The organism is Clostridium sp. AF12-41 (assembly GCF_003461685.1).
Classification (GTDB): Bacteria; Bacillota; Clostridia; order Lachnospirales; family Lachnospiraceae; genus Otoolea; species Otoolea fessa.
The window spans coordinates 252,723-272,108 of sequence record NZ_QTXO01000003.1; the positions used below are offsets into that span (position 1 = coordinate 252,723).

12 protein-coding genes are annotated in these 19,386 nt (G+C 50.5%); all 12 read right to left on the reverse strand.

Annotated features, from left to right (window positions below):
• Nucleotides 1–5: 5 nt before the first annotated feature.
• The gene (locus DWV73_RS07060; RefSeq protein WP_333491423.1) at nt 6–737 is read right to left on the reverse strand and encodes a GTP pyrophosphokinase family protein; all 732 of its coding nucleotides are present in this window, start codon (nt 735–737) and stop codon (nt 6–8) included.
• A gap of 71 nt (nt 738–808) precedes the next feature.
• Nucleotides 809–1,723: a S1 RNA-binding domain-containing protein gene (locus DWV73_RS07065; RefSeq protein WP_117796257.1), complete on the reverse strand. Its 915-nt coding sequence runs from the start codon at nt 1,721–1,723 to the stop codon at nt 809–811.
• A gap of 310 nt (nt 1,724–2,033) precedes the next feature.
• Nucleotides 2,034–4,031: a TRAP transporter permease gene (locus DWV73_RS07070; protein ID WP_181986226.1), complete on the reverse strand. Its 1,998-nt coding sequence runs from the start codon at nt 4,029–4,031 to the stop codon at nt 2,034–2,036.
• A gap of 41 nt (nt 4,032–4,072) precedes the next feature.
• On the reverse strand, nt 4,073–5,221 hold the full coding sequence (locus DWV73_RS07075; RefSeq protein WP_242995766.1) for a TAXI family TRAP transporter solute-binding subunit: 1,149 nt from the start codon (nt 5,219–5,221) through the stop codon (nt 4,073–4,075).
• A gap of 276 nt (nt 5,222–5,497) precedes the next feature.
• The gene (gene gdhA / locus DWV73_RS07080) at nt 5,498–6,850 is read right to left on the reverse strand and encodes an NADP-specific glutamate dehydrogenase (protein WP_117796258.1); all 1,353 of its coding nucleotides are present in this window, start codon (nt 6,848–6,850) and stop codon (nt 5,498–5,500) included.
• A 435-nt stretch (nt 6,851–7,285) separates the two neighbouring features.
• Nucleotides 7,286–8,473, reverse strand: a complete 1,188-nt coding sequence (gltS, locus tag DWV73_RS07085) for a sodium/glutamate symporter (RefSeq protein ID WP_117796259.1) — start codon at nt 8,471–8,473, stop codon at nt 7,286–7,288.
• 154 nt (nt 8,474–8,627) lie between these two features.
• Nucleotides 8,628–9,473 (reverse strand): DNA-binding domain-containing protein, encoded by an 846-nt coding sequence (locus DWV73_RS07090; protein ID WP_117796260.1) that lies wholly within the window; start codon nt 9,471–9,473, stop codon nt 8,628–8,630.
• Complete coding sequence (locus DWV73_RS07095) at nt 9,474–10,754, reverse strand: ATP-binding protein (protein WP_107000642.1); 1,281 nt, start codon at nt 10,752–10,754, stop codon at nt 9,474–9,476.
• Nucleotides 10,755–11,061: 307 nt separating this feature from the next.
• Nucleotides 11,062–12,210 carry an NAD(P)H-dependent oxidoreductase gene (locus DWV73_RS07100; RefSeq protein WP_242995767.1) on the reverse strand — a complete coding sequence of 383 codons (1,149 nt, stop codon included), beginning with the start codon at nt 12,208–12,210 and terminating at the stop codon, nt 11,062–11,064.
• A 36-nt stretch (nt 12,211–12,246) separates the two neighbouring features.
• Nucleotides 12,247–13,503 carry a lactate dehydrogenase gene (locus DWV73_RS07105; protein ID WP_117796261.1) on the reverse strand — a complete coding sequence of 419 codons (1,257 nt, stop codon included), beginning with the start codon at nt 13,501–13,503 and terminating at the stop codon, nt 12,247–12,249.
• 68 nt (nt 13,504–13,571) lie between these two features.
• The gene (locus DWV73_RS07110) at nt 13,572–18,401 is read right to left on the reverse strand and encodes a cytidyltransferase-related domain protein (RefSeq protein WP_117796317.1); all 4,830 of its coding nucleotides are present in this window, start codon (nt 18,399–18,401) and stop codon (nt 13,572–13,574) included.
• A gap of 259 nt (nt 18,402–18,660) precedes the next feature.
• Complete coding sequence (locus tag DWV73_RS07115) at nt 18,661–19,170, reverse strand: heme-binding protein (protein ID WP_107000644.1); 510 nt, start codon at nt 19,168–19,170, stop codon at nt 18,661–18,663.
• Nucleotides 19,171–19,386 lie beyond the last annotated feature (216 nt).

A 19,386-nucleotide genomic window follows, 5' to 3' on the forward strand; every position in this document is an offset into this window, starting at 1 on the left:
GTCTCTTACTCTCCGGCTTCTTTCCGGTTCCCGGACGCAGCTTCCCCGCTCCGTTTCCCGTCTTTCGGCTCCTGCTCGTTCCCCGCGGGCACATCCTCCCGCTCTGCTTTCTTCATTTCCTCCGCCACTTTCGCAGCTTCCTTCTCCTTCGCCTGTTCCTCCGCAATCTTCGTGATCGCCTGATTCAGGGAAAACATCTTATTATCCAGCATATCCGCCATATCCGCGCAGGCTTTCAGTTCCTGCTCCAGATAATCCGGCGCATTTCCTTCAAATTTATAATAAATCTTGTGTTCCAGACTTGCCCAGAAATCCATCGCTATCGTCCGTATCTGGATCTCCACCTTCGTATCCACCGGACCATCGCTTAGATAAATCGGGATCGTCACAACCATATGGTAACTCTTGTAGCCGTTCGGCTTCGGATTCTTGATATAATCCTTCACCACCAGCACTGTCACATCCGACTGACGCGCGATCATCTCCGCGATCCGGTAAATATCCGGGCTGAACGAGCAGATAATACGGATGCCCGCAATATCGCTCAGATGCTCAATCATGTTCGGGATCGTCACCTCATGTCCACCGCGTTTAAGCTTCTTGACGATACTCTCCGGTGTTTTCAGGCGCGATTTGATGTGCTCAATCGGATTGTAATTATATAAATGAATAAACTCGTTATTTAGAATTTCAATTTTCGTGTTAATCGCTTTCAGGGCAGAATTGTACAGAAACATGACTGTCGTCCACTGGTCAAGCTGATTATACGTCTCAGGGATATTCAATTTTCCCTCTCCTTTACTGCTATTTAGTCAAATTTAAAGCCCTTTAACAGCTCAGCAAACCCGGTTGTCGCCTCGCCTGACTCATGATAATTAAATACTTCCTCTTCCGGCGCTTCGTCCGGCTCTACCTCTTTCATGCTAAGGCTTAGTTTGCCATTTGCGGTAGACAGGATTTTCACCGTCACTTTCTGTCCCACCTTTACGACTGCACCCGGATTCTCCACGCGCTTTTTACTCATCTGGGAAACGTGTACCAGTCCGCTTAAGCCATTTTCCAGCAGAACAAACGCGCCGTATGGCTTGATTGTCTCGACCGTTCCTTCCATGATCGCGCCGGTCTCACAACGCGCAATCCGGCTCTTCTTCTCCGCATCCTGTTTTTCTCTCGCCAACTCTCTGCCGGACAGGACGAGACGTTTCTTCTCCTCATCCGCCTCAATCACCAGCACCGGAATCTTCTTTCCATTCCAGCTGTCCAGATCCTCGACATACGCTGCATCCAGTCTCGACGCCGGTATAAAGCCGCGCACGCCTTCCACCATCGCAACCGCACCGCCGTTTACGACCTCGGAAATAGTAACCTCAAGCGGTGTGCGCTCATCGAGCAGCTGACGGAAATGTTCCCACGTCATCCTGTCATTCGCCTCCTTGCGGGATAAAACGACATTGCCCTCGCCGTCGTCGATCTGAATTACCGTTGCCGTGAGCAGGTCGCCCGGCTGAATCTCTTCTTTCATATTAAAATCCGGATCATTGCTCAGATTCTCACGGTCAATCACGCCCTGAGCAAAATATTTCAAATCCACCAGCACCTGGTCGTCCGTCACTGCAACAACCGTGCCAGTCACAATATCGCCCTCATGCAGACGCTTGAAAGACGCCTCCAGCTCCTCGGCATAGTCCTCCATTGTCTCTACCAACTCTTTATTCTCATCCATCCTGGTATTTCTCCTTTCCGTTCCTTCTACACTCTTTTGGGTGGCAAAACTCTATTGACTATTTAACCATATTCCACCCGATATTTCCAGAGTGAATTTGTGAAAATTATCTTAAAATCGATTCGCTACCGCCCGATTCACAGCCTCTGGTTTGCAAACATCCCACCGGAAACAAAAAACATACCTTGCTGAAACCGCACGAAGTTTCCTATGCCACAAAAGACCGCACATGCCTGCGCCTGTGCGGTCTACGTTTACACACACTTCACATCACAGTTTACACGTTATGTAAACTGCAATGCAAATTCATTCATCCAACACCCGTCTCCGCATCTTTCTCCAATCCATGGTTCTTCTGCCAGAATGTCACACCGCCAACCAACACAAGTCCCAGAAGATCCGTCCATGCGCCCGGATCCATCATGCACAGACCGCCCACGATCAAAACCAGCCGCTCTACAACGGACAGCCATCCAAACAGAAAACCGTTAAGCGCCGCCGCAATCCCGAAGATACCGAGCAGCGAGGTGATGCAGATCTGCACAACCTGCAGTGCATTCGTGTCGATGAATACCATCGCCGGGTTAAATGCCAGAATATACGGCACGATAAAAGCGGCAACCGCCAGCCGCGTCGCATTGAGCGCCGTTTTCATCGGAGGCGCTTTCGCGATCGCGGAACCCGCATAAGCTGCCAATGCCACCGGCGGTGTGATATCCGCCACGATTCCGAAATAGAAAACAAAGAAATGCGCGCAGACCAGATTGATCCCGATCTCCGGTGCAATCAGAATCGGCGCACAGGTCGCCGCCATAATACAGTAATTTGCCGTCGTCGGAACGCCCATGCCAAGCACGATACAGCATAACATCGTCAGGAACAGCGCGATCAGCGGTTTTCCCTGGGAAACTGCCACAATTGCCGTGATCAGCTTCGATGCCAGACCGGTCGATGTGATACATCCAGCCACCAGCCCCGCCATCGCACAGGCAACCGCCACCGTGATCGTGCCGCGTCCGCCTGCCTCCAGCGCATCCACAATCTTTTTCAGCGTGATCCGGTTATTCCGGTTCAGAGCACCGACCGCAATCGCGGCAAAGATCGCTACCGACGCAGAAAACTGCATCGTAAATGTATTTGTCGATACCAGCACCACCAGCACAATCAACGGTGCCAGCAGATAGATCTGTTTCATCAGCACCCGCATCTGCGGCAGTTCCTCCCGCGGAATTCCACGAAGTCCCAGTTTCTGTGCCTCCAGATGCACTGCGATATAAATACCCGCAAAATACAGCACTGCCGGAAGAATCGCTTTCAGCGCCACCGTCGCATACGGCACGCCCATATATTCTGCCATCAGGAATGCTGCCGCGCCCATGATTGGCGGCATGATCTGCCCGCCGGTCGAAGCAGCCGCCTCTACTGCTCCGGCAAATTCCGGGCGGTAACCACATTTTTTCATCATCGGGATCGTGACCGAACCCGTTGTGACAGTATTTCCAACCGAAGATCCCGATACCATCCCGCAGAGCGCCGAGGAGATAACCGCCACCTTCGCCGGACCGCCCGCCGAGGAACCGCAGAGACAGTTCGCCAGGTCGATAAAAAAATTCGAGATCCCCGTCCGTTCCAGAAACGCCCCGAAAATGATGAAGACCACAATATATTTTGCACAGACATTGATCGGCGTATTCATAACGCCGCTCGTCGTGTAAAATAAATCATAAATAACCTTTCCAAAGCGCACCGTCGCAAATGTATATACAAGCAGCGCACCGACCACACAGAGAATCGGGATTCCCACACAACGCCTGCAAAGTTCCATCAGCGAGAGCAGCGCCAGAATCGCCATCAGCACCATAACCGGATTCTTCGTGACCCGCGTCGCCAGCTTAATGATCGCATGCGCGTTCGCCGCAAAATAGAAAAATGGAACCGCCCCCACTGCCATCAGAACCCAGTCGTACCACGGCATATGGTTGATGCGTCCGTCTCCCTTCTGAACCGGATAATGCAGATACCCGAGAATCAGAATCATTCCCAGAAACATCGACAACCGGATTTCCGGCAAGGCGGTACTGAAAAGCGTCACATAAATGCTGTAAACGGAAAATAATACCGACAGCCACCGGATGATCGATGCTGGTTTCCCCTGCCAGACGCGCGTGTTGGACTCGCGGTCATATTTTTTCATGACTAACTCAACATCCGCAGCTGTCCCTGTGTCCGAATCGCCCTTTTTCAGGCTTTCACGTTCCAGGTATTTTAGATCTGGTGCCCTGTTTTTCTTTTCCTTCCATTCACCCATTCGTATAACCCCCTTTCACACTTCATTTCTGGGTTTCCCCCTTATTTCACCGGCACCTCCATCCCTTTCTCTGCGAAATAATCCGCTGCTCCCGGATGATACGGAACCGCTGTGACCGAAGTGGCAAATTCAAGGTTCAGCTCCGCTCCCTTCGCATGCGCCGCCTTGATGGAATCCATATTTTCAAAGACGCCATAGCAGAAGTTATAGATATCCTCTGCCGGAACGTCATCGCGCGCCACTACTACCGCACCGACAGCCACCGTCCTGATATCCTCATCCGTTCCATACGCGGACGCTGGGATCGTGTTTTTGCTGTAATATGGCGATTCTTTAATCAGCTGATCCATATGCTCATCGTCCAGGCTGACGAGATACACATCCCTCGTCGCTGCCAGGGAAGTGATTGCGGTCGTCGGCGCACCCGCTACGACAAATGCCGCATCAATCTTGCCATCCTGCAGCGCCTCTGCGCTGTCCCCAAAGGATTGATACGTCGGATTTATATCTTTTTCGATATCCAATCCATATGCTCCCAGCACATCCACCGCATTATAATAGACGCCTGACCCCGCCGCGCCGACCGAAACATTTTTGCCTTCCAGATCGGCTACCGACTGAATCGACGGATCCAGCGTAACAATCTGCACCTGCTCCATATAGAGCGCCGCCACGGTCGAGAAATCAGCAACTTTTCCATATTCTTCAAAGAGATTCGTACCATTGTAGGCATATGCCATGACATCCGACTGCACAAATCCCAAATCCGCATCATGTGCATCCAGCGCCTCGATATTTGCCTGCGAACCGCCCGATGTGATCGCCGTCACCGAAGTGCTGGTCGATTCCCCTATCTTTCCTGCAAGCACGCCGCCAAATCCATAATATGTACCCTGATCGCCTCCCGTCGTAAAAATGAGGCTGGTTCCGCCATCCTTTCCGCCCTTTTTCGTGTCTGTCACCTGCGCAGCGCCAGCCCCACTCTGACTTTCTTCCTGTCCGCCTGCTGTGTTACCGGCAGTATTCCTCCCGGCTTCATTTTTACCTCCCGCAGATGTCTCTGCCGATACTCCTGTCGTTCCGGTACTGCCGCATCCCGTCAGCGCCAGCCCTGCCGTCATCGCCATGGAAATTGCTACTGCCATGTGTCCCTGCATTCTCGTTTTTTTCGTCTTTTTTGTTCTTCTCATTCTCTCATTCTCCTCCCTGCTTGAACATTTACGTCTTAGATAGACTGTCAAAAATTACCATTACTATTTTATGTGTGGGAGGTAAGAATTATTCCTTGGCACGTTAGTGCCTTTTTGCGTAATAGGGAATTCCAAGGAATTTCCTATTACGCAAAAAAGACCGCTGAGCCGGACTTCCTGTCGCCAGGTTGTCCGAATCAGCAGTCTCTTTATGTAACTGCGTTATGCAATTATATTACTTATACATTCACTCCATATGGTATGGGGAACTACTGACTACCAGCAGATACCCTGAGCCATCATAGCGTCAGCAACTTTCTGGAAACCAACGATGTTAGCACCAGCTACCAGGTTGTAGCCTAAGCCGTATTTCTCAGCTGCTGCTGCGGAACCATCATGGATACCAGTCATGATCTGATGAAGTTTGGAATCAACTTCCTCTGCTGTCCAGCTGTATCTCTCGCTGTTCTGGCTCATCTCAAGACCAGATACAAGAACGCCACCTGCGTTTACAGCCTTGGACGGAGCTACTACCATGTTCTTCTGATCCATTAAGAATCTCAGAGCTTCGTTGGTAGTTGGCATGTTAGCTACCTCGATGTAGTACTTGATGCCGTTAGCAGCGATCTTCTTAGCCTCTTCCATACGAACATCGTTCTGAGTAGCAGCCGGCATAATGATGTCAGCCTTAACGCCGAACGGTTTCTCACCTGGGAAGAACTGTACGCCGAACTTGTCTGCGTAATCCTGAACTTTGTTACGTCCAGAAGCTCTCATCTCCAGCATGTAGTTGATCTTCTCTTCAGTTACAACACCATCTGGATCGTAGATGTATCCATCCGGACCAGACAGGGTAACAGCCTTAGCACCCAGCTCAGCCAGTTTCTTGCAGATACCCCAAGCAACGTTACCGAAACCAGATACAACAACGCTCTTGCCTTCGATTGTATCGTTCTCATGTTTCATAACAGCTTCTACATAGTAAACAGCGCCGTAACCAGTTGCTTCCGGACGAACCAGAGAACCACCGAAGGACATTCCCTTACCTGTGATAGTACCGTTCTCGAATGCACCGCGAAGTTTTCTGTACTGGCCATACAGATAACCAATCTCACGTCCGCCTACACCAAGGTCACCAGCCGGGATATCTACGTCCGGTCCGATGTGACGATATAACTCAGTCATGAAGGACTGGCAGAATCTCATGATCTCGTTGTCGCTTCTGCCGTTCGGATCGAAGTCAGAACCACCTTTAGCGCCGCCCATCGGCAGAGTTGTTAAGCTGTTTTTGAATGTCTGCTCGAAGCCTAAGAACTTCATGATAGACAGGTTTACAGAAGGAGCGAAACGTAAGCCTCCTTTGTACGGTCCAATAGCGCCGTTGAACTGTACACGATAGCCACGGTTTACATGAACAGCACCGTTGTCATCAACCCACGGAACACGGAACTCGATTGTTCTCTCCGGCTCAACCATTCTCTCAAGAAGAGCTACCTTCTCGTACTCCGGATGTGCATCTACAACCGGACCCAGAGTAGATAATACTTCCTCTGCAGTCTGAAGGAATTCCGGCTCATGTGCGTTTTTCTCTTTGAGTTCTGCAAGAACTCTGTCAACATACTTGCTCATTAGATAATACCTCCTGATATGTATATAAGTTTGAATAGCTCACTCAACTATGGTTACCACTAATACTCGATGATATATTCATCTATCTTGTACAATTTTCCCTCTGGTTCCAAATCGTTTTTGTGAACTTTTCTGTTTCTATAATGTATTATATATCATCTCTTCGGCAAAATCAAATAAAAATAGTCTTATAGATGTTATTATCATTTGCTTATGGAGTTATATTGTTCTTGATTATAACTCGGGGATGGACAACGAATGTGTCCTGGCACATTCGGGCGTCTCGCGCGGCCGCTTGCGACAACCTGCATCTTCGCGCGAGTACGTATCATTGGCACATTAGTTCCTTTTTGTGTGATAGAAAATTCCAAGAAATTTCCTATTACGCAAAAAAAGAGGCCTGCCCAAAAGCAGACCTCTTGAAATTCGCATCTATTAGCCCAGGAAGCTGATGAATCCTGTCAGGATAGTTGCGTTTACAAAGTCGATGAATAAGGAACCTACCAGCGGAACTACCATGAATGCAGTCGGAGCCGGACCATATACGCCGGTGATTGCCTGCATGTTTGCCATAGCGTTCGGGGTAGCACCCATACCGAATCCACAGAAACCACTGGTCATAACAGCAGCATCGTAGGATTTGCCAAGTACGTTGAATACAACGAAGTTTGCATAGAAGAACATAAGTACTGTCTGTGCAAGAAGCATAACTACCATCGGTACAGCCAGCTCAGCTAACTGCCACAGCTTCATATCGATCATAGCCAGACCCAGGAATACGGAAAGGGAAGCACCGCCCAGTGTGCTGATCTCTTCCATCGGGATCTCTTTGTTCTGAACATCCATGATGTTACGGATGATAGCACCAACTAACATTGCGCCGATGTAGAACGGGAATGTCATAAACTTGCCAAGGAACATGGATACGATAGTACCAGCACCGATAGCAACGATTAAGTACAGAAGACCGTCAAGGATTCTAGCGGAATCGATTGCACCAGTCTCATCTGTCTCTACAGTCTCAGTCTTAGTAGCTGCCTCAGTAGCTGCGGACAGTTTGTACTTACGGATCTTAGCAGTTGCGATAGGACCACCGATTACGCAGCCTGCAACCAGACCATAAGTAGCGGAAGCGATAGCTACAACGCTCGCATTTGCTACGCCTAATTCCTCAAGTAACGGTCCGAAGGAACCAGCAGTACCGTGACCACCTACCATCGGGATGGAACCGGTTGCCAGACCCAGACGAGGATCCAGACCAAATACGCTTGCCAGACCAGCACCCAGAACGTTCTGAAGAATTACCATAACAGCTGACAGAGCCAGGAATACAACTGTCTGAACGCCGCCCTTCTTCAGCATACGGAAGGATGCTGTGAAACCTACGCTACAGAAGAAAGCTACCATGAATACGTTTTTAAGTGTCATATCGCAGGAAATTTCCAGAATGCCCATGCCTCTTACGATGGTATGAACGATTGCATAAAGGAAACCACCAACTACAGGTGCCGGAATACAATACCGACGAAGAATAGAAATTTTAGCTACCAGAACACGTCCCAGTAACAGTACAAGTGCCGCAACTGCGGTTGCCTGATACATATCAAGCTCGATTGTCTTCATACAACTACCTCCAACCTATTTTTTTTCTTGCTCGCAAGTGTATAATACTGTAGCCCCGACAAAAAACTACAAGATCCATCATAAAAACATAAAATTTTTATAACATTTTTTTAACTTATGATAAACAGATTGGAAAGTTTTGTAAATCTACCCGTTATACCTCACGATCTACCGCCAGCATCAGGCTGTCGATGAACTTTTTGATGCTGACTTTGCCGCCGTAACGGCGTTTACCGCGGATGTGATCCATCTCTGCCCGGATTTCCTCGAATGGGAACAGGGTGCTGGAGTATGCAGTAAAGGTTTCATTCATGAAATCCTCAATACCCAAATGTGCCAGGTTCGACATGCCGACCGCGATCGCACGGCGGACACGCTGCTCCATGTTCTTCGGCGCATCGCTCAAAAGCTCGCAGAGCTGACCGATGCTGACCTGGGAGATCGGGCGTCCGTTGTTGTGCAGATACTCGCAGATCCGAAGGATATCGTCGCCGCCCTTCTCGCCGGACATGCCAAGACGGTTTAAAATGTAAAGCACCTTTCTGCCGTAACCGTCATCTTTTTTCTTCTCCTTCGGCATATCCGCGATCTCTGCCATGAACATTTTCTTAATATTCGTCAGTGTTTTCTCATTCTTGATCTGCTCATCCACATTGCGGATGACCGATTTTACCTCAATGATATTGATTGGCTTGCTGATGAAGAACTCAACGCCCGCATCGTATGCCTTGCCGATCAATTCTTTCGCCGCCACCTGGGAAATCATGATGCATTTTGCCTTGCAGCCTCTTTCCCGCAGCTCACGCATGACCTGAACACCGTCCTTTTCCGGCATCAGAAAATCAATCAGAACCATATCCGGGTTCTTTGCCAGGATATCATCCACATCCGCCGGCTGTCCCTCTGAAGTTCCGCAGACGATTCCCAGATCATTATCTTCAATAATATCCTGCAGGACGCTGATCACTGACATATCATCTTCTACAATATAAATCTCCATTTACTCTATTTCCTCCAATTTCGCTATCGGTATCTCAATATGGAATTTCGTTCCTCTTCCCTCTTCCGAATCCACTGAAATACTACCTTCAAACTGCTCCTCTACCGCGTTTTTCACACCGCAGAGCCCGACGCCTCTATATATATTGCCGGTTTTTTCATCAAACTTCGTTGAATATCCCATATTGAAAATCCGTGGGAGATGTTTTTCTGAAATTCCCGGTCCGTCGTCCGCTACTTCAAACACATAATTACCATCTTTTTTGTACTCCCGAATCCAGATCATCCCACTTTTTTTCGTCGATTCGATCGCTTCCACCGCATTTCCTACCAAATTTTTGAGAATCGTCATAAGCTGGTAGTGTTCCTGCGTCATAAAATTGTCCCGGCAGTCAAACATCAGACGGATATCCAGCTTTTTCTCCGCCATGGTCCGGTAGGTGGATGATTCCAGAATCCGAAGAAGATCCTGCAGGCTCATCGTTTCCTCGTTCGACTCTTCCTCGATCGCCTCCTCAATGCCCTGAATGATGCGGATGTAATCTTTCTTGATCTCATGGACATCCCGCGCTATCTCAAGTCCCATCTGCTGCATTTCCCGTGGAAGATCCTTTTCCAGAATCTGCTCATAGAGCTTGTATGCATTGCTCATGACGCGCTCGATCTCCTCGGTGTTCTTATGCATCAGGTAAATCTCAGTCTTGAGTCCCGTTGTCATAAGAAATAACCGCTGATAACGGCTCTCATGATCCGCTTTCGTAAGAAGAAGCCGGTACTGCTGTTCTCCGATCAGTGCCAGTGCCACAAAAAGTGTGCGGACTGCAGCGATCATAAAAAGCTTTTGAATTATATCCGGTCCCGGCATCGCATTGTTTTTAAGAAGCGCCGCCAGGAAGTTTTCGAATATATTCGAGCATAAGTCACAGAAAAATGCCGCCGCAATCACATTTTCCAGATTCGCGATATGTTTATTCCGGATCTGCAGCTTGAACATCATGCCGTACACGATATAAAAGAATGCTCCGGGCATCGCAAGCTGTACCAGCATCTCGGATGGCATTCCCTGCAGATAATATATCACAATTCGGAACAAAAAAACAATGATCGACGTCACCGTACAGATCGTCATCGTGTGAATCTGGCTTCCGACTGTCATAATCAGCACCGGAAGCAGGATAACCGACGCTGACACACGGAAATTGTTGACAAATACGTTCCAATACAGCTGCGAAGTTATCGCTATGATAAAGCCTATCGCTAATGTTCGTCTCCAGGATTTCATTTCTGCCTTTCTCCCTCTTTAAACGGTTCGATTTCACATGGCCTTTAGCCTGAGTAAAACAGTTTTTACATATTCATATAGTATACTTAGTTTCATGAAATCTGTAAAGAATTTTATAGCAGATGTGAAACTCTCGTTACTTTTCACACACGTGTGCCCAGCAACGGGATTTTGCCGATGCTACGCATTCCAAATCGGCAAAATCCGCTGCCGGAACTGTATCGTACGGAATTTTCAGTTCAAAAAATTCCTACCTGTGAACAGTTACAAACTCTCCCAGTGACGCTGCCCTGCTTATAACGCCTCTTTACCTATATAATAGCGTCTCCCGGATTCTCTCCGCAAACGCATTCATCCGTTCCTCAATCCCCGGCAGCTGCATCGCTGCCCCGGCATTGTTTGCCGTCTCCATCATCGCAAACTGCCCCGGCAGATAGAAGGTTTTGTTCATATTTAACGCCGCGATAAGCTGTTCCGCCACGATATCGCTTCCGGAATAGCCCGACACAACCACCGCAAACAGCGCTTTGTCATAAAACCGCGTCGTCCGGAACAGCGAAGTCAGGCGGTTGATGAACGCAGTCAGGTTTGCCGACAGCGCATCGTTGTAGTTTGGACAGAGCATCACGATGGCATCCGCCTCGCGGACTGCCGGATAGACGTCCTCGACCATCACTCCACCGTAGAAGCAGCTTCCCTGCTCGCCAAAATGCAGGCACATCTTGTACGGGCATCCGGCGCAGTCGGAAAGCGTACCGTTTCGAAGCCCTATCTCCCGGATCTCCATCTCCGGGAGCTGTTCTTTCACCCGGTCCCAGATCGCGTAGGTGTTGGAGGTCTTGTGGCTTGACGCGTGCAATACCAATACTTTCGGACATTTTTTCCTGACGCAATCCGTTCCCAGTACTTCTTTGACCAGCCCCGCCGCGCTCTCGCGGTATGCCCCCATCAGATCGGTTCCAAGATTATTGGAAACGATCGTGTAATTGGAAAGTGTCCGCGTGCCCTCGACGAGCGGGCGTCCCACGAACGCGCAGCCCGCACAGTTAGCGGCAAATACCAGATCCTTCGCCGCCGATTTGGAATAGAGGTCATTTTCACTGTCCACCAAAAGTCCGCCGACAAAACCGTTCAGAAAATCCGGATGTTCCCGCAGGAAACGAATCAGACGGTAAAGCTCCAGGTTGATGCCAGATGTGCCAAGGGGCACGGCAAACAGGATACGTCCCTGGACTGGATTTTTTCGATTCTGTGTCTTCTCCAGGCGCCTCCATCGGTTTACATAATCTTCAAAAGCACTGATTTCCATCGCTGTCTCGTAGGCGTAGCCGTCCAGCGCATAGGATAACACCTCCGAAAGGCGCGCATCCGCGCCTTTTTCCTCCTCGCGCAGATGGACGAGGAGGAGAGGCATTTCTTCTATATAGATATCTCCTTCTGAATTTGAATGAATCATTTATTTTCGCTTCCTTCCTGCGATAAGACTCATCGATCACACAATCTTTTTCAGATTTTCCTCCGCCGTCACAATCCGCTCATACAGCGCATCCGGCAGTGGCAGGATTTCTGTTTCCAGACCGTATTCAGTATAACGGTTTTTCACGCCCATGAAGATGCCGCCCATGAATACGGAACCGCAGTGCCATTCGCCGCGCATCATCAGAATCAGGGAGATCGCGCCGGAGGAATATGCCGGTGCGATAAACGGCTTGAAACCGATCGCACGCATATGCAGGTTTGCCGTTACCGTCAGCTGGGTCAGTTCTTTTGAAAGCTCGTCGTTGTAATTCTCAATGGAATCTGCGATGACGAGATCCTGTCCATGCGGTCCGAAGGAACGCCCCTCAGTCAAAAACTGTGAAAACCGCCCGTCGCGCTTCGCATAATAAGCCGCACGCGCATTCATAACGCCCAGTCCGAAGCCCTGTACCTGTTCCGGGCGGAGTCCCTTTAAATCAAGGATGCCGTTTTCGTCCTTGTTGCTCTCCAGCCATGCCGTCTTTGCCAGCGGGTCAACCGGATCGGAGACAACGGCAAATAAGCCTTTGAAATGCTCGGTTCTCGCCTGTCTTGCATACTGGGCAACGATCTTGGAGTTGTTTTCAAACTGGTACATCCGCACATCCTTGACACCGGAACCAACCGGCGGGATTCCCTTAGAAGCGACAAATACAAATACATCGCACTTGAAGAGGTCTTCCGGTTTTACCACATCGACCTCCGGCAGCGCGTCATACGCCCACGGGTAGGCAATCTGGTTTTCCTCAAATTCCCAGCGTGCGGTCACTTTATCGGAAATATCACAGATGCCGATCGAACTGATGCAGTCGCCGCCCAGAAGATGAAGCCCGGTCAACAGCGTACTTCCGACGTCGCCGATCGCCAGAACATGGACTCTTTTCTTCGTTTTCTGCGGTTTTTCTGCCAGAATTGTCTCAAAATCCGGATGCAGGCGGTTGACTGCGCGCATCATACCCTGATCGATCGCGGCTTTGACAGCCTCGTCAAGCTCGCAATTCTTGTTTGCCGCCTGCACCTCCAGCTTCCGGCTGCTCAGCCAGGAAACATTCTCTGCCTCCTGGAATAAAAGCAGCGGCGAGTTTACCTTAAAAGAATCTCTTCCGGTTCCCGGCTCGCGCTCGAATAAGAATGTGAGCGGCGTGCCCGGGTGCGGCATTTCTGCCTTTTCGTATGATAAATTTCCATTGAAGGAACAGCAGATTTTATCTCCAATTTTATAATAGTACATATTGTATACCCCCTGCTCTTTTTTTGATATCTTATATGATATTATTTTGCATTATTTGACATAATTTCTCACTTCCGCGTCCGATACAGCATCTCCAAATCATTTTCCAGATACACCGACGCTGCCAGATTCGGATCGTAGCTGACGCACTCGCCTTTATCCGGGCAGAGCGGCAGGATGACCGCTTCAGACAGGCGGCTTAACGTCAGGTTTCTCGCAAACAGCGCCCGGTACTCGGATTCGAGCACCAGAAGGATGTTGCGCGCATTGCGGATGCAGCACGCGGAGAACTCAAACGCGGCTTCCGGCGTACTTCCCTGTACCGGCGGTGCGGCATACGGCAGGATCATATTGATCGACGGCGTCAGTCCCGCCACCTTCACGGTATCGCGGCGCACCGTATCGCCTCCGATGAACGGGTACAGTGTGGACTCGACAAACCAGTTCCGCAGATTCGGAATATAATAAATACTGTCTACCGGCACGCCCTTCGTCGCCATCGTGTCGCGCCCGTAGCCTGAAATCATACCTAACACCAATTTTTTGATTTCCACGCCCTCTTCGCGCAGCATCGGTTCCAATGCCTCGAAACGTCCGCCGTGATGCAGCAGATCATCAACCAGAATCACCGGGCGGTCAAAGGACTTGATAGCCTTGATCTGGCTTCGCAGCGGCGAATAGTACGGGAACGCTTCGATCGACTTCTCTTTCAGCTCCGGATCGTACACTTTATCTGTATGCAGCGTCTTCGTCACCGTATTCGGAATAACTTTTCCACGCAGGATCTTGCCGAACGGCACGCACATCGCCCCGCCGAGGTGCCTCGGCGTCACTGGGTCACGCGGCACACCATTCAACGCCGTGATCCGTTCCACCAGACGATGGTAAATCACGCTCGCAGACATCGAAAGAACCAGCTGTCCCGGATAGAAGCGCGTCATCGCCATCTGCAATTCCCGATGCGCCTTGTAGATCGCATCCAGAACGCGCGGATTGCTGGAAAATGGTTCTTTTAACGTCGTTTCCAGATTCTGCACTAATACAAGCGGCGCATGCATATCGACCAGATAGAGCGGCGCGTCTTCCGGGGATTCCGGCGCCTTCACAAAGCCCTGGCGGACCACCGCCGACAGCACGCGCTCCGGGCAGTAGCCGTCTGCCGGGAAGAAAAGTGCATAGCCGCATTTATACTCAAAGGACCGTGCGATCGCCTCGGTTAAAAGCAGCTGTTCCGCGTCGTTGATCATCGGGTCGCGCTCGACATAGATACCCGAAATCAGAAGAATCTCACCGTAGGTATGGCGGCGCACCTGATCTGCCAGACTGACCTGTCCCAGAACGGCAAACAGCTCATCCGGCGCCAGATAACGAAGCCGTGCCACTCCGACGAGTCGGTTTTCCTGCACGGTATTCCTAAGAAGCAGCAGCCGGTCGCCCGACTCCTTCATCGAATTCAACAGGTTCTCCCGATCTTCTTCGTCCTGCAGAACAAAATTCGAAATTTCCGCCAGAAGCATTTCATCCGGCGTTTCCACCTCCTCATAGGAGATCGCACGCGCACGAATATATGGTTTATATTCCGGCTCCCGCAGATACAGGCCATTGTAATAGATATATTCCTGCACAGACGGGTCAATCAGGTTCGAAATATCCCGGTTCAGATCGATATTTTCACGAATTCTCGTCGAACTGATGTCCTCCAGATGCTCCGGAAGCTCCAGCTCCACAACCTTGCCGCTGATCTGATCCATCATCTGACGGTTGTATTTATTGTCCGACTTGACATCACCCACGCGGCGGAACGCGATGTGGTTCATCGAATGAATCGAATTTTTGACCGGTTTCTTCTTATAAGAAGAGGCATTGGCAATGACATCGCTGCCGACCACGATATACAGCTCTTTTCCGGAAAACACCTCTCTCAGGCGTTTCAGATCCGCCGGATTGGCAATATTGACCGGAATCTCATCCGGGAACAGGTTCACATGGAACTCATCCGCCACCGACATACTCACAATCTGACGGCGGATCAGATGCGGCTGCGCCTTTTTCGACCAGGAAAATTCATCGACCGCCAGAAACACCTCATAGCCGCGGTCGCGAATCTCGCGGACAATCTCCTTGTGCGACAGCGTAAACGGGTCAAATGTGCCTGGGAAGAATGCCACCTGGTTCTGCTCTTTGATCTCTAAATTGCCCTCGGTCATATGGTACTGCGTGATGAACCGGTAAATATTAGAAAGGGACGCCGCACGATAAAATGCCGTCAGCTCATTTCCCTTATTTTCATTGAATAAGAACAGCATCTTGCGGAAGGACAGGGCGAACAGCTCTTTTTTCTCCCGGCACTCCATCCAGGATGAGCCGAAGACGGTCTGCCCCAGCACCAGCATCGCCTCCTGGCGCACCGACTCGCGGTAATTCGCCAGACCGCTGAGCAGGATGCCAAGCAGACGTCCGCGCCGTTCCTCGCACACCTCTTTTTCCTCCGCAAAGCGCTCTGGGTAGCACGAATACCGTTCCAGCAGCACGCCGACCGTATCAAGCGCAACCGAGACTATCTGGTCGTTTGCATTTGCCATCATGCCATGTAGGTAGGAAACGATCTCCTCCAGCTGTTCCGGCGGCAGCCACAGCGCCGCCTGCCCCAGATACTGCGGAATATATTTGGAAAATTCGTACTCACCGACTTCCAGCCCCTTCATCAACTCGACCACGATCTCATTTCTCTGATCCGGTGTCAGAAGCCCGATGATGCGAAGCAGGGCGGTTCCGGCATCATGGCGCACGATCACGTGCTCGCTGACTTTTACAAGGTTTGAGAGATGCGCTGCGATATGCAGCATATGTTCCTGTTTGCCATGTGAGATCTGATCGACGAGCAGCTTGATATTGGCCGACTTGATGACCCACGGCGTCGCTGTTTTGAGGTTATCCAGGAAAATATCAGAGACAACGTCGCGGTCATACAAAAGTTCCTGTTCTCTCGCCGTGTCCTCTCCGAGGTTACTTAACACGCGGTATTTGAGGAAGGTCATCGTGATATTGTCCTCAACCTGCGCCGCCCTCACGCACACGCCGATCTCGGCACAGCACGGATGATCCGGCTGGTACGCCGTCAGAAGCTTGAAGGCGCGCCATGATGCGATCCGCACATCCGGTTCCCCGCTCTGCGACTCAATCAGGGCAAATTTTGCGATTTTCCCCAGTTCCTCTTCACTCAGCTTATCAAACGGCATGAAATGCACCGTATCCAGCAAAGAAAATGCCTCGCCCGGATCCAGCTCATCCGCCCGATCATACCAAACCAGAAATGCCTCCAGAAATTCCCGCAGATCGCCCAGCGTCGCATGATCAACCACCGATGCCAGCACATTTTTCAGGTGATAACGGATGCGCCGTTTCTGCTGCAGCATCAGCTTGTGATCCGGTCGGATGATCATTTCCAGATATTGCTTCCAGATCTCCATCACCCGCTCCTCGGCAATATCCGGCATGCCCGCTGGGCGCTCCTTGCGGTAACCGGCATTGAACTGCGCGATCACGTGTCCGAGCAGCCTCGCCGCCTGCGCGCGGATGTCGCCCTCGCGGTGCATCAGAAGCTCATATAAAAAGCCCAGCGTCTGCTCTTTCTGTTTGTCGTTTGTGTATGTAAAATATTCACGGAAAATGTTTAAGTACGCGCGGACACTCTTCCAATCCTTCTCGCTGCGCGCCGCCTCGAGGAGATTGCCAAACTGGCGTTCCGCCCCCATCTGATGCATGACGCGGATATTATGCTCGATACCCATGAAAACGAGGGACTGCACCGTCTGCTCTGCATTCCGAAGGGAAATATCCGGCAGCACCTCCGGCTTTTTCGGGTGTCCATTCAAATCCACATCCACACCGAGAGACCGCATATAATCCTCAAAATCATGCAGTTTGGAATAAACAAAGCGGTAACGGTTTAATTTGACCTCATCCACGTTGTCGAGTTTCGAGAGGATGACGTTGAACGCCTCATCCAGATTAGAAATGTAGGTAATCTCGCGCCCGTCATCGCCGCGGCTCTGTTTTACACGGAAATCGGCATAGATCAGCACCAGGGATTCAACCGACAGGTTTTCCGGTTCCAGATCCCAGGTCGAATGGTTCGCCGCGATATGGCCGATGTATTCCATCGAATGGTTGTTGAACCACTGGTTTGTATAATAGTAATGAAGATACGGAACCCGCTCATTCGGCTTGCAGCCGAATTTGCCGAGATCATGACCTGCTGCTGCCCCCGATGTCAGCGTCAGATCAATCGGAACACCCGCCGCGTAAAGCCCCCGTGCCACCGTCATCGCGACATAATGCACGCCCGCGATGTGCTCCAGCGTCCGAAACGGCGTCACCTCCGCATTGAGGCGCATCATCTCATAGATGTATTCCTGTGCGAAAAACTTCTTGAAACGGCTGTATTCTGCCGCGCACTCAAAGCTTGAAGCTTCCTCATCATCCAAAAATGCAAAGTCCTCCATCGGTTTGTACGGAAGCACCGCCCGCTCGCGGTCAAACACGAACTGAAGCACTGCCAGATAGAACTCCGCACCGGCGGAAAAAGCGGCATTTTCCTTCTTAAACTCCGCATCCGGGTAGAGAATATGGCACACATACTGGTAGGTAAACTTCATCCAGCCCTCTTCCGGCTCATGCCCTAAAAGGCTTAAGGGTTCCTCACAGATCTCGTAGACCGCCCGGCAGGAAATCCGCTTTTTGATCGGGAAAATATGGGCAAACTGCTCCTCCCAGTGTTCCTTGTTCATGAGCATCATGACATTTTTCCGGCTCAGTCCCGACCGGTCTAAAAAGTCTTTTTCACAAAGGCGCTCGGCCAGTTCCGCCGCCGCCTGACGTACCTCTTTTTTACTCATCCACATTCCTCGCATTCTCTGGCTGCCTCAGACGGTTCCCGGCTATGCAGAAAACATCTGAATCATTGCAAATGTTCTTTGAATCTAAAATTTTATAATACTAGAATTATACCACCTGGTGGGGAAGTGCGCTATACAAAATAACGGATAATTCATCGCCATACGGCACAGTAAAACAACAAAAGACGCCTACAAAAATGCAGATAGCTCATCTACCTTCCATTTCTGCAAACGTCTTTATTTTTACAAGTCAATCATTTTATGGCTGCTCTTTTTGAACCTCCGGAATCTCAACCCCCAGCTGTTTCGCCATCGCATCCGCGATCACCTGATGATCGTCCCAGTGTTCCATGCCGGATACCATCACATAGGCAAAAGGACGGCTTCCATCTCTCATGAAAACCGGGATGCAGCCGCCGCACACGAAGAAGTTCTCCTCGCGCACTTTCCAGGATGCTTCCAGTTCTCCGGCTCTCGATGCCGTCAGCGCCCGCAGCGAGCTCATCCCCGTGAGCCGCGATGCTGCCAGCTTATTGGTCATCCACCAGTCTGCTTCCAGCGTCGCGCCCTCCATCTTGTAGGCAAAGACGGTCGTCTCGTCCTCCACGATGCGGACAGCGACCGAACCGTGATATTTTTCCCCCGTGATCTCTGCAATCAAAAGCCCCAGCTCAAGCGCCTGTTTCCGGGTAAATGTGTCGTAGCGAAGTACGGATTCCTGCTGTTTCAGAATCTCATTCCACTGTTCTTCGGTGTAGAAATTCTTCATGTGTTCCCCTCCTGTGTCGGTTTGTTTTCCCCTTGTGAATCAGGTTATGATCCCCCAGGGTTCATTATATCATACGTATTCTCACCCGTCCACTCACGAACCCGCGCTATCGCGCTCTACCGCCCTGCTTCGCATGGCTGTTCGTTCGTTAATGGCGCAAGAAAAGAATATGTCTGCTTCGCAGCCGCATTCTTTTCTCCTGCGCTCATTATATTT